10 protein-coding genes and 2 pseudogenes are annotated in these 12,746 nt (G+C 57.0%); 7 read left to right on the top strand and 5 right to left on the bottom strand.

What is annotated here, in order from left to right; all coding sequences use genetic code 11:
* Positions 1–264: 264 nt before the first annotated feature.
* The 4 genes and pseudogenes from KBY08_RS25195 to KBY08_RS25180 form a co-directional block, all read left to right on the top strand.
* A pseudogene (locus KBY08_RS25195) lies at positions 265–576 on the top strand (hypothetical protein); the annotation flags it as partial.
* 84 nt (positions 577–660) lie between these two features.
* A complete protein-coding gene (locus KBY08_RS25190; protein ID WP_011266204.1) occupies positions 661–1,713 on the top strand; it encodes a 2-ketoarginine methyltransferase in 1,053 nt (350 codons plus the stop codon).
* On the top strand, positions 1,710–2,873 hold the full coding sequence (locus KBY08_RS25185) for a beta-methylarginine biosynthesis bifunctional aminotransferase (RefSeq protein ID WP_024640770.1): 1,164 nt from the start codon (positions 1,710–1,712) through the stop codon (positions 2,871–2,873). The genes KBY08_RS25190 and KBY08_RS25185 overlap by 4 nt, the downstream gene beginning before the upstream one ends.
* Positions 2,874–2,937: 64 nt before the next feature.
* Positions 2,938–3,570 (top strand): LysE family translocator, encoded by a 633-nt coding sequence (locus KBY08_RS25180; RefSeq protein WP_003401644.1) that lies wholly within the window; start codon positions 2,938–2,940, stop codon positions 3,568–3,570.
* 214 nt (positions 3,571–3,784) lie between these two features.
* On the opposite strand, the gene KBY08_RS25175 is transcribed toward KBY08_RS25180, so the two are convergent.
* The 3 genes from KBY08_RS25175 to KBY08_RS25165 form a co-directional block, all read right to left on the bottom strand.
* Positions 3,785–4,549 carry a hypothetical protein gene (locus KBY08_RS25175; RefSeq protein WP_111522355.1) on the bottom strand — a complete coding sequence of 255 codons (765 nt, stop codon included), beginning with the start codon at positions 4,547–4,549 and terminating at the stop codon, positions 3,785–3,787.
* A 148-nt stretch (positions 4,550–4,697) separates the two neighbouring features.
* Complete coding sequence (locus KBY08_RS25170) at positions 4,698–5,852, bottom strand: epoxide hydrolase family protein (protein WP_111522356.1); 1,155 nt, start codon at positions 5,850–5,852, stop codon at positions 4,698–4,700.
* The gene (locus KBY08_RS25165) at positions 5,849–6,769 is read right to left on the bottom strand and encodes an NmrA family NAD(P)-binding protein (protein WP_111522357.1); all 921 of its coding nucleotides are present in this window, start codon (positions 6,767–6,769) and stop codon (positions 5,849–5,851) included. Before KBY08_RS25165 ends, KBY08_RS25170 begins: the two co-directional genes overlap by 4 nt.
* Positions 6,770–6,882: 113 nt before the next feature.
* On the opposite strand from KBY08_RS25165, the gene KBY08_RS25160 reads away from it, so the two are divergent.
* From KBY08_RS25160 to KBY08_RS25150, 3 genes are all read left to right on the top strand, one after another.
* Entirely contained in the window at positions 6,883–7,509 is a 627-nt protein-coding gene (locus KBY08_RS25160) for a TetR/AcrR family transcriptional regulator (RefSeq protein ID WP_110392757.1), read from the top strand.
* A 321-nt stretch (positions 7,510–7,830) separates the two neighbouring features.
* On the top strand, positions 7,831–9,474 hold the full coding sequence (locus tag KBY08_RS25155; RefSeq protein ID WP_111522358.1) for an RNA-binding domain-containing protein: 1,644 nt from the start codon (positions 7,831–7,833) through the stop codon (positions 9,472–9,474).
* 778 nt (positions 9,475–10,252) lie between these two features.
* A complete protein-coding gene (locus KBY08_RS25150; RefSeq protein WP_024661157.1) occupies positions 10,253–10,570 on the top strand; it encodes a type I restriction endonuclease in 318 nt (105 codons plus the stop codon).
* A 306-nt stretch (positions 10,571–10,876) separates the two neighbouring features.
* On the opposite strand, the gene KBY08_RS25145 is transcribed toward KBY08_RS25150, so the two are convergent.
* Both KBY08_RS25145 and KBY08_RS25140 read right to left on the bottom strand, forming a co-directional pair.
* Complete coding sequence (locus tag KBY08_RS25145; protein WP_011266195.1) at positions 10,877–12,235, bottom strand: MFS transporter; 1,359 nt, start codon at positions 12,233–12,235, stop codon at positions 10,877–10,879.
* 298 nt (positions 12,236–12,533) lie between these two features.
* Positions 12,534–12,746, bottom strand: a pseudogene (locus tag KBY08_RS25140) (hypothetical protein); the annotation flags it as partial.

Here is a 12,746-nt window from a genome sequence, read left to right as displayed (position 1 = left end):
GGCTGAAGTGATTTTTTGACTTCGCGGCAAGACATTATGTTCAGGTGGATGGTTGCTTACCAATAGGGCGTTCTACGAAAAGGGTTTTATGCTGCTGCGTCGGCCATAAGCCACTCTAGAAAATTCATAACTGTATCCCGAGATATATGCTCAATCTTTCACAGTATAAAAAAATCAACTGAGAGAGAAATAAGCAGTCCTGGGTATATAGGCGCTGCCACTTGGCCCGAAAAACAGGGACGACGACATGAACATGATCGCTGATTACGGATTGACAAGGGTCATGATACTGAGCCTTTACGTCACTACTTCGACCGTCACCGAATGACGCCTGTGATACCGTTACGCGCCATTGCGCACAACCGCAAACCTGGCGTGCTTCGGCTATTTGATCGGCCAAAGTATCGACAACGAAACATCATTGAACAGATACCTGAAGGCATCGGCATTCACTACGAAAACCTGGCTGGAAGCTTTGCCGCCATGGCCACGCTGGCCTGCAGTCTACGCTGCATGCAGCAATACTTATCGTACAAAAGCCAGCAACGTCAAGGATGGAGAGCAGAATTTTTCTGAGAAAATTATTCACACTCTTTTTTATTTTGTGCAAAGATACAAACATTAACGGATTAATCAATCACCCCATGGACATTGCAAACAATGACTCTGCTTGACGCTATCCAACGCGAAAACACTGGCTTTGAGACAACCCTAATTAAGGGCATCGAACCGATCCGGCAGTTCGTTCTGGCCATATCAATTTATCACCTGTTCGATACAAAATTATTTTCCTTGCTGATTAAACACCCGGTTGCCTCGCTGGATGTGGCCTGTCATGAGCTCGGGATGGATAAAGAGAAACTACTTGGTTTATTCAGGTACCTGAAGAACGAAGGGATTCTTCTGGAAACAATAGACGGTTTCTCATTATCAAAAGAAGGGCACGCGCTGGCACCTTTCGAAGGCTGGTATGTGATGCTGGTCGGCGGCTATGCCACCACTTTTCTACAAATGGGCGAACGCCTTCAGGAGGGCGCTGGCTGGGCCACCCGCGACGCAACCAAGGTCGGCGTAGGTAGCTGTGGTATCAGCCACTTCGACGCGATCCCCTTGACCAGGTCTTTGATGGCCAAAGCTCCCGGTACATGCACAAAACTGCTGGACCTGGGTTGCGGAAACGGGCGATACCTCGCCGAATTCTGCAAGGCCCTTCCGCAGATACAGGCTTGGGGCGCCGAACCGGACCGCGGAGGCTTCGAGGAGGCTGTAGACCTGATCGAAAAAGAAGGTCTGTCGCATCGGGTTCACATCAGCCACAGCGGGGCAGTCGAATTCCTGGATTCGGATTTTAATTTCGAGCCCGATTTCATCGTGCTGGGTTTTGTGCTGCATGAGATCCTTGGCCAGGCCGGTCGACCGGCAGTGATCAACTTCCTGAAAAAGATTGTCCACCGTTTCCCCGCAATCAACCTGATCATTATCGAAGTCGACAACCAATTCGACAATGCCGGCGCAATGCGCCACGGCTTAGCGCTCGCTTATTACAACCCTTACTATCTGTTGCATTGCTTCACCAATCAATTGTTGGTGCAGGACGCTGATTGGCTGGATATTTTCGCCGAGGCTGGCTTGTCCCTGATCACCCGCGAGACGACGTCTGACCAGGTTGACTCGACCGGTCTGGAAATCGGCTATCTGCTGCGGAGGGCATGACCTTGGCATACAACAAACGCCACCAAATCGTGCGACCCGATAGTTGCCTGAGTATGCTTCAGCAGCGCCTGAAATACGCTCGTTCGGAGCTGCGAGATTCGGCTTGCTACTTCGTGGAGAATGTTCCGGTGTGGCCAGGTGCAGCGTCACCGACTCCGTTTTCCGCCAGCAACGACATCTTTCAATACGCTGACTGCAATGGCGCCCCACCCTTGATCAATACCCTCTGCGACCGCGATAACGCGCTGTACGGGCTCGATTTGTCAGGCGAGAATTTCCTCGTCACCAATGGCGGAATGCACGGCTTGTCACTCGTGTTTCGGCAGATCAAGCGCCGTAGCGTCGAGGCTGGCTCAGCGGTGTGCCTGGCTCCGGTATTCGGCGCCGTCCCCGCCCTGCTGGAAGCCACCGGCTACGACCTGATCTACTACCGGATGAGGGCTGCCTTCCCTACCGTCGAAGAGGTCCTGGCTGTATGCCGCGCAGACACCAACCTGGTGTACCTCAACTTTCCACATAATCCATTGGGTGGGATTTACTCAGACGCCTTTATGGAGGAGCTGGTGCCGAGTCTGGCCGAGCGCGGCATCTCGCTGGTGCTGGATATGGTGTACGACTCCTTCATCTTCGACGACCAGAAGATACGCTCACCATTCGCCTGCACAAGCGATCTTTCGTCACTCTACACCGTTAATTCAGTGTCGAAAAACTATGGCTCGCCTGGTTTGCGGATCGGCTGGGTAACCTCCTCGCCGGACAATGTCGAGGCAATGGCGGGGATGCTGGAGATTGAATGTGTCGCCGTCTGCTCGCCTGCGCAAACCAAGGCCGCGTCCTTGATCTCGATGGGAAACGCGCCACTACACCAACAAGTGGTCAACAGCCGGGCCATTGTCCGGGAGTTCCTCGGCCGCCACCTGTCGAAGTATGCATCGCTGCCGCCAGCGGGCACCCAGGTGTTCGTCAACCTGCCAGTACACGACATCGAGGGTTTCGCCGATCAAATGCTGGGCGAGTACGGCTTGGTGCTGGCCACGGCGAGCAATTATTCAGGTGCCCAAGGTGCGCACATCCGTATCCCCACCGGCTACCCGGAATCGGTCACCCACAACGCCCTCGACCTGCTTCGCCAAGGCATCGAACGCTACGCCGATGCCTGAGTAAAAAAGCAAATACGGCCCGCATCCTGCGGGCCGAACCGTCGACGCATCGAAAACTTACTCAATGAATGTACATCTGTATCTTTCGTTTATCCTCACGAGCCTCATCGTTCTTGTCGTTCCAGGGCCAAGTTTTGCTTATGCAATCGCCGTCGGAATGCGCAGCTCCCGACAAGTGATCTTGCGCAACGCACTTGGCATGGCGCTCGGTGGGCTTACCATCACCATGGCGCTCGCGTTCGGAGTAGCCCAGCTCTTTGCAGCCTATCCGGCCGCATTCGTTGCTCTGAAGTTTATCGGGTGTACATACCTTGTCGCGCTGGGGATTCGCACATTCCTTACCCGCCCCGAGCCCAAACACGCGTGCAAAATAGAAACGTCAGCAACACCGCTTTTACAAGGGTTCATAGTCGAAACCGCGAATCCAAAGGCTATCCTGTTTTACGTTTCGCTCGTTCCTCAGTTCGCTGATCCGGAGCTCGGTCACATGGAAGCCCAATTGCTGATTCTTGGGGCCACCTTCGTTGCTCTACAGGTCACATGGGACATCGCTTTGATGCTTGGAGTACATCGGCTCGGAGCAATTGCAGGAGGCCTCATGTCCACGAAGTCCCAGCGAATCATTAATCGAATAAGCGGGACCACGTTTATCGTGCTGGGCCTGGCCTTGCTCACTCAGGAGCGACCCGTTAGCTGACCGGTAATGTGCTTCCTATAACACCCCGTAAGCGTGGCTTCAGTAACAGGGTCGGAGTCACGTTCGACTCTACGCGCTGTAAAGGAGCATTCCGATCAGGCTCGCACGCGAGTCTGTTTTTAACGCAGGCAGCCACTTATCGTAAGGAGCCTGGTGTGGTGCTTCTGAAACACCACACTGATGCATGCACGAATTCAGTGGAGCAACTATAGCCCTACCGCTTCGCCAACAACCGCGCCAACCCAGCCGTCACCACGACAGCCAGCAAAACGGCAGCCGCGATAGACAGAAGCGCGCCCCATTGCAATATGGAGTACCGGAGGGTCAGGTAGAAACTCACCACACCGACGGCGCCAATGGCATTGCCGCGGATTATCGCCGCCAGTTCATAACGCCCGCCTTGCACGTGGACGAACACTGCAAGTGGCCAGGCGATCACCGGGATGGGCGCCAGCAGTCCACTGACCACCGGCCCGAGCCAGGTGGCACTTGCGGTGATCGCCAGCAGCAGAAGAGTGGCGGTCAGCATGCGCATCGGGATGACCCAGCGCGGCAGTGCCACGTATGAAGCTACGTCCGGCGGTGTCTGTTTCGAGGTGGCAACGATGATCAACGCAACCATCAGCAGCGTGAAAATGATCGACAGCGCCAGTAAGCCCAACAGGTTCATCAGAAAGGCCGTCGCGCCATACACCGCGAGCGCCAGGACGCATCCCGTCAACGCTGAAACGCGTCGAGTGATCAGGAAATAAAACAGGTAAGTCGACTGAATCGCCGCCAGCCCGGCCAATGCGCCGGGCACCGCCATCGAGGCGAATTGGGTGCCTTGCTCAAGGCTGAGAAACAGCATGACCAGCGCCGAGGTCATCGGCAGGCCGGAAAGCAGCCCCGCCACGCCGGTACCCCAGCGCCTGGCCGCCAATGAAATGGCCAGCATGAGCGCGGGGGTGATGAGAAACTTGAGGTAGAAGGCCGTCATGCAGAAAACTTCACATCCGAAGGTGGGCTGAATGCTAAACCTTTTGGCGGCTGGTAACGATGCATGTCAGCGCTTACTCCATCGCCCGACAGCGTATGTTGTAGCGGAGCGCTTAACATCCGAGATGTTCAACACGCCTGCAAAAGTATTAACGCAGCAGGCGGAAGGTCTCACGCACATGCTCGGTGAGCGTTGCCGGGTTTTCCATGGCTGCGAAGTGGCCGCCGTGCTCGGCTTCCGCGAAGAACCGCAGATCGTCGAAACGCGCCTGCGCCCAGCGCCGTGACAAGCGCAGCAGCTCGCCCGGGAACATGCTCACGCCCGCAGGGACAGGCATCGCGGGGGCCGGGCCTTGCTTGTGCATTTCGCGCATCCCTTCCCAATAGAAACGGATCGAGCTGGGCCCGGCATTGGGCAGCCAGTACAGCATGATGTCGTCGATCAGCGCATCGAGCTCGATAACCCGCTCAGGCTCGCCGCCGCTGTCGGAGGCATCCTGAAACAGCGCATACACCCATGCCGCCAGGCCAACGGGCGAATCCGACAGGGCGAAGCCTACTGACTGCGGCCGGGTGCTGTGCACTTTCATGTAGCCGGAAAGCTCTCGGTCGTAGCGCTGCGCATCGGCTAACATGCGCTGCTCTTCAGGGGTGGCCTGGGCGATTTCCGCCTCGGTGGCTTGGTACATCACCATGTTCAGGTGAATGCCGATCAGGCCAGGCGGGCGCATGTGCCCAAGGGCGGTGGTCACGGCCGCGCCCCAATCCCCACCCTGAGCGGCCCAGCGCTGGCCATAGCCCAAACGGTCCATCAACTGTGCCCAGGCCGCCGCCGTTTTGCCCACGCCCCAGCCTGTAGAGCGCGGCTTATCACTGAAACCAAAGCCCGGTAGCGCCGGGATCACCAAATGGAACGCATCGCTGGCCTCGCCACCGTGGGCGACAGGGTCGGTGAGTGGCCCGATCATCTTCCTGAACTCAAGAATCGAGCCCGGCCAACCGTGGGTCATCAGCAAGGGCAAGGCGTCGGGGTGAGGTGAGCGGATGTGCAGAAAGTGAATACCAAGGCCGTCGATCTCGACCCGGCTGCTGTTCCACTGATTGAGCTGGGCTTCGGTGGCCCGCCAGTCATAACCATTACGCCAGCGCTCGACCAGCGCGCGCAGACGCTCGAGCCGTGGCCCCTGACTATTGTCGGACACGGTCTCGGGGTCAGGCCAGCGGGTTTGCGCCAGACGCTGGGCAAGATCGTCGAGTTGCGAATGGGGGACTTGAAGGGGAAAAGGTTCGATAAGGTAGGTCACTGTTTGCTCCCTTGCACATGGGTACGGGCCAGCGTGTCACGCACGGACGCCCATTCACGTTGACCATAGCGGTCGTTATCCAGATTGAGCAGCTTGCCGCGCCCGCTCATCATGTCGCGCAGGTATTGCATGCCTTGCCAGGCCGGAAACGGCTTGTCACTGGCAGGCGTGAGCGCACGCACTACGCCGATGAGGGTGGACAGCGTGCCGATATTGCCGGGGCGCAGGGTACGGTAGCGCTGCCCGGTCAGCTCGGTGAGGAGGCTGGCGATCTGCGCAGGCGACAGGCTGTTACCGGCAATGCGCAGAAAGCGCGGCGTGTGGGGATCCAGCGCGGCATCGGCGGTGAAGGCGGCTACGTCGTCCTTGGCAGTGAAGTCCAGCGGCTGTTGTGCATCACCGAAATGCAGCACCCGCCGTCCGGGCAGCACGATCGGCGCGTCGCCTTCGAGCAGCTCCAGAAAGCCACCGTTGAGGATCGAGGTGACGTTGATGTCGGCCGCATCGAGCTGGGTGAGGAAGCGTCGGCGAAGGTCCAGGTTGCGGTTATCACCAGGCCGGGTACGGGTGTAGTCGAGCGAATAATCAGAGGGAATGAACCTGGGTATGCCAGCCGCCACCGTAGCCTCCAATAGCCTGCCCTGCTGCCCGATGATCACCTCTTCCAGGCCGTTGAGTGTTGACACCACACAACCCGAACCGGCAATAGCGCGGCGCAGGCCCTGAGCGTCATCCAGTGAAACCGGCGTGATCGTCGTGCAACTGTTGCGCAGGCCATTCAGCCTGGCCGGTTCAGTGCCCGGTCTAACCAGCGCTATGACATGGGCACTGCGCTCTGCCAAGGCGCGCACGACGCGTTGGCCCAGATCTCCCGTAGCGCCAGCAACCACAATGGGTAAAGCAGTCGCGTCATTCACAAAGCGCTTCCTTGGTCGTTATGAATAGGTAGAAACGGCGTTTACCTGCTTCCATTTAACTGAACGTTACCGTTTAGTTGACGAACAAACAAGCGGGCTGTAAGTTGCCGGCCATGACAGCGATCAAGACCAAATCCAAAGGCGGCAGGCCCAGGCAAGACCAAGCGGGCGAGGCCGAGCGTCGATTGCTGGACGCCGCGCTGCAGCGCTTTCTGGCCTGTGGTTTCGAAGGCACCTCATGCGAAGACATCGCCCGCGCCGCCGGTGCCAGCAAAGCCACCCTCTATGCCCGCTACGCCAACAAAGAAGCGCTGTTCGAAGCCGTGGTCCGACGCCACGTAGCCACCTTGCTGGTGCCCGCCGAAACCACTCCCGCACTCCCACTCGAAGGACGTCTGCGGCACGTGGGCCACGGCATCCTCGAACATGCGCTGCAAGCCGATACCCTGGCCATGATGCGCCTGGTGATCGCCACCTCCAACCGCACCCCGCTGCTGGCGGCTGAGGTCAACCGGATCGGATGGGAAGGCGGTTTCACCAGAGTGCGTTCGGCGATATTGGCAGGCCCGGACCAACCCACCGACCCTGACGCACTGGCCCGTCAATTCATTGATCTGGTGTTCGCTCCCCATCAGCTTAGAGCGCTGTTGGGGGAGGATCGGGGGGTGTTGATTCAGGGTATTCCGGAGCGAGTGGAGTGGGGGGTGAGGATGGTTGGGGTTGCTGGGTTGTTGGGGTGAGGGGGTTGGGTTTTAGGTGTTTTGAAGTAATTGGGCTGGACGGTAAAGCCCTCCCGGGGCTTTGGCTCAAGAGGCCTGCCATTGCTCATTACTGATAGCTGAGCCGCGATTCCTGATAGGTGCACCATCACGCTTGTAGGTGGCAATGCATGGTCGGGGCCAGGACGGTGTGCTGTGCAGAGGCAAGGTCACCCCTTTGCTTGTCTTCTCTGCCAAAAGCGCGGCTGCATTGGTTAAGATGCGCTCCTTAGCTTGCAAGTGGGTGCGGTATAACCGGCCTGGCAGCGCTGCTATTCAGCGCTTTGATTTGGAGTATCTGCAATGGATGCCGAGCAACAGTTGCACCGCTTACTCGCCAGTAGCGGCGAGAGCGAGGTGGTGGAGTTTAAGGAGGCCAAAAACGGCTATGACTTCAGCAAGCTCGGTAAATATTTCTCCGCCCTGAGTAACGAAGCCAATCTCAAAGGCGTGCCCAGCGCCTGGCTGGTGTTTGGTGTGAGGGATAATCTACAAGTGGTGGGCAGCCAGTTCCGCGAGGCCTTCAAGGATCTGCAATCGCTGAAGAAGGAAGTGGCCGATAAGGTCAGCCAGCGCCTGAGCTTTATTGATATCCATACCGTTCTACATCCTGATGGTCGCGTATTGCTGTTCGAGATTCCTGCCGCGCCGCAAGGCCTGCCGGTAACCTGGGAAGGCCACTACTATGGCCGCGACGGTGAATCCCTCGGGCCGCTGTCGCTTGAAGAAATCGAGCGCATCCGTGGCCAGAATCGTCCGCAGGATTGGAGTGCGGGCATTTGTCCCGGCGCAAGTCTGGCTGATTTGAGTACGGAGGCCATCGCCTTGGCTCGCCGCGAATTTGCCACCAAGCATCCCAAGATGGCTGCCGAACTGCCGGCCTGGAGCGATGAAACCTTTCTCAACAAATCCAAGCTGACCATTCAGGGGCAGATCACGCGTACCGCCATCCTGCTGCTGGGTAAGCCTGAGGCAGCGCACTGGCTCAATCCGGCCTCGCCCACCATTAGCTGGATTCTCAAGGATCGTGACGGCTCAGAGCGTGACTACCAGCATTTTTCTTGCCCGCTGCTGGCTAGTGCCGACGAGGTGTACCGCAAGATCCGCAACCTGAAATACCGCTATATGTCGGATAGCTCGCTGTTCCCCGAAGAGGTCGATCAGTACGACCCCTTTATCATCCGTGAGGCGCTCAACAACGCCATCGCCCATCAGGACTACCAGTTGGGCGGCAAGGTCTCGGTGGTGGAGTTCGAGGACGGACAGCTGTGCTTCAGCAACCCCGGCGCTTTTATTCCCGGATCGGTCGAGCAGGTGATCCAGGCCGACGCGCCGGAAAGCCGCTATCGCAACCGCTTCCTCACCGATGCCATGGTCAACCTGAACATGATCGACACCATCGGCAGCGGCATCCGCAAAATGTTCCTGATCCAGAAGAATCGCTTCTTCCCCCTGCCGGAATATCAGCTGGAGCAAAACCGCGTGCAGGTGACCATCACCGGGCGCGTGCTGGACATCAGCTATGCGCGCAAGCTCGCCGAGCTGCCCAACCTGGCGTTGGACGACATCATCCTGCTGGATAGGGTGCAGAAGCACAAATCACTGAGTGATGCACAGGTTCGCCATCTCAAGGCGCAGAGGCTGATCGAGGGGCGCAAGCCCAATTTCCATATCTCCGCTCAAGTGGCGCGGCACAGCGACGATCTAGCTCAGTACATTCTTAACCGTGGCATCGATGACACGCATTACAAGCGTCTGATCTGCGAATTAATCCAACAGTCCGGATCGGCCAGACGGTCCGCCATCGACAAGCTACTCGTAGACAAACTGCCGGACGTTTTAGACATTCAACAGAAGGCCCACAAGATTAAGAACCTGCTGCAATCCTTGAAAAAACAAGGGGTTATCGAGCCAAAGGGTAAGCTGTGGCAAATGTCTAAAGGCTGATTTCTAGACATTTTTAGACATTCAGGAAATGGCCTGGCGATGACAAAAGATGCTTGAAGGCATTGCCCGAACTCATTTGACGGTCATTTGACTGGAGCGGCCATTGCAAGCGGGCAGGCCAAGGAAAGGCGCGGTTTTAGCCGCTCCCACTTGCACTGCTCAATTTGCCGGCCATTTGACTGATGCGGCCAACGCCGCCAGGCAGCACCCTGAAACTTTGTAGATTAGGACCTTGGAAAAAATGCTCATTTGGCTGCATGAGCGCTTTAGACGAATTAGCCGGGGTGTTAGACATTTTGCACATCGTCAACCGAGCCTTCTCCAGCTTTTAACCCTATATAAATCAATGAATTAGTAGAAATAAAGGTAAGTAGCGACGAATATCTAAACCCCGTTGGCTGGATATTTCTAGACATTCGCGCGCCACGCCGGGCTCGCCTGGCCCCAATAGGCGAACAAGGGATAAGGAAGCTGGAATGGTAAGCAAAACCAACGAGCAGGCGCTGGAAGCGAGTATCGAAAAGTACCTGACCGGCACCTGCCTGGAAGAGCAGAATGTGATCCGCGACCGCGCGGCAGAATTGCCCTTCAGCACCCATCACGCTTACCAACTGGGCCGCGCCCAGGACTTTAATGCCCGCTATGCCATAGATGCTCGCTGTTTATGGCAGTTCCTTGAGGCCAGCCAGAGCGATGAGCTGGAACGCCTCAAGCAGCGCTACGAGGACTGGGACCTGCGCATTCTGGAGCGCTTCGACCGGCTGGCGAAAAATACGGCGTGCTGCACCTACTCAAGCGCGGCCTGGCCATCGACGATGTGCACCTCAACCTCATGTACCCCGCGCCGTTGGCCAGCAGCTCGGAGCGGATCAAACGCCAGTTCGCGGCGAATCTCTTTAGTAGCACCCGCCAGGTGCGTTACTCCCTGAGCAATACCTTAGAAGAGATCGACCTGGTGCTTTTCATCAACGGGCTGCCCTTCGCCACGCTGGAGCTGAAGAACCCCTGGACCGGCCAGATCGCCCGTTATCACGGGCAGAAGCAGTACAAGCAGGATCGCGACAGTAGCCATTCGAGAAGATCTTCGAGGAAGTGATGCTGATACGCCGCCGTCAGGACCTAGAGCTTTATCGCCTTGTAGCCGGTGATACGGCGCTCAAGTCTTCGTTGCAGCAGAGCATGAGGGGCATGCTGGGCTGAGATATGTGCGAGCTAGGTGCGTTTCAGCATGTCAGGTCCATACGGCTAGCACTCAAAAGTTCTTCGTAGACTGTCCACCGTCCAAAACACATCAAGATTTCAACAGAGTGCCCAGGCGTGAATCACGCAAATAAAACCAAGCCGCCGCAGAGTGCATATGCACTCTGCGGCGGCTCTTTCCTGCAAAGCTTGGGGCTCTGAATCAGCTTTGCCCTTGCTTCGGGTCCTCAGCATGAGCCCAACGATAATCCAGACGCGGCGCGAACACTTTTATCCGACGCTTGATCTTGATCAGAATCGGGTCATGCACCGGCTCCGGATCTTTCAGGAATACGGTCAGCACGGCACTCAGTGCGTACAACCCGGAGAACGCCCAGACCACACCTTCAATGCCGTAACTTTCATTGAAGATCGCAACTACAGCCGGGCCAACCCACGTCGACGCGCCTGCACCCAGGCTCAACACCGACAAGGCGGCCGCTTTGTTGTTCGGTGCCAAAGCAGGGGCAAGCGCCGACAGCGGCACGAAGCACGCCAGGGTCAGGCCGTAGAAGGCGCCGAAGATCGAGGCGATCAGGAAGTCGTTCGGAAACGCCTGTGGCATGAAGAAGAACAGCGGCGTGCTGATCGTGCTGCCCACTGCGCCAAACCACAGGATCGTGTTGCGATAACCGATCTTGGTGCTGATGACGCTGGAGCCCAGGTTGCCGATGATGTTGAACACAAAAACGATGGTCAGCAGGCGCAGCCATTCTTCCAGGGTGAAGCCAACGGTTTGCATGAAGAACCCTGGCATGACCACCAGAAAGCCAAACATCGACGAGGTATTGATGACGCGGACGATACCGGCCAACGACACTTTGGGACGGGTCCACATGATGGTGATGTTCTTGGCCATCGACACCAGAGGACGCTCGCCTTCCGGTGCCAGTCGCCGCATGCCATGAGCTTCGCGCATCCCGACCAGACCAATCACACCACCGATGACCACCAGGGCGAAAGACAGCCAGAAGGTCAGCAATGCGCCAATCAGCGGAATAGCGATGCTCGCTACCAGAGAGCCCAGCATTGGCAGCCCCGCGGCGTAAGCCACCCAGAACCAGCCCACGGCCATGCCCATCTTGCGGGACGGCGTGGAAGCCGCGATCCAGACCAGGAAACCGTAGGCGAAGAGCGGATAACCGAAACCGCGCAAACCATAGGTCAGCAGAATCATGGAATAGCTCAATTCCTGCAGGCCGTAGACCAGGAAGAGCACTTCGAACACGCTCCAGATGATCAATCCCAGGAACATCACCCGTTTCGGGCCCCAGATATTGGAGAGCGCGCCGGCGAGCCACGATGAAATACCGACCGTGACGCCATAGAGGGTGAAGATCATGGCGACTTCGTCGCCGGGCATGCCGCGTTCACTGAGGAAGGGCGAGAGGTATCCGAGTTCTACGCCATCGCCGATCATGAAGATCAACAGGCCGACAAAACCCCAGAACATGGGATAGGGAATACCAACTTTGTCGCAGAATCTAACGAGTGGAGTGTTCGGAGTTGATTGATCGCTCAATTTTCCGGTCCTTTTTGTTGCACGACGTTTGGGCGCGCCGTATGAATGGCCTCGATGAGGTTGAAAGACAGATTGGATAGCACAGGCATCCGCTTCGGGCAGCGAGCAAAACTGGCTTGATTATTTGACGCGCGGGGTCAGACATTGGAGCAGCTATCGTCGACCCATTAATCTATGTTTTCTAGATTTTCGAGCCCGAAGCCAGCCTTTTATGCCAGATGAAACGATTCATCACAACCGCGAGCCATTTTTTTGGGTGCGACAATATGTCCGGTTGTATTGTCTGAGGGGTTCGGATTTAGGGGGATGAGGTGTTCGAATTGTGTATGAAAATAAATACATCTTTTTCCTGGGGTTGTGAGAAAAGCGGTGAGCGGTGTGCCAGTGCTGCTGCATCTTCGGAACCGTTCAGGGCGTCGAACTGACCTTGCCCCCGAGAAACGTATCCCTTAACCCGGCGTCGGGGTTGAGTATCTAAGGTTGTTGCCTTTGCCAGTTCTGCTCGTATTGC

It is taken from the genome of Pseudomonas sp. P135 (assembly GCF_020312125.1).
GTDB lineage: Bacteria > Pseudomonadota > Gammaproteobacteria > Pseudomonadales > Pseudomonadaceae > Aquipseudomonas > Aquipseudomonas fragariae.
Note: the sequence above shows the minus strand (reverse complement) of the source record. Positions and strands in the feature narration are given on the sequence as shown.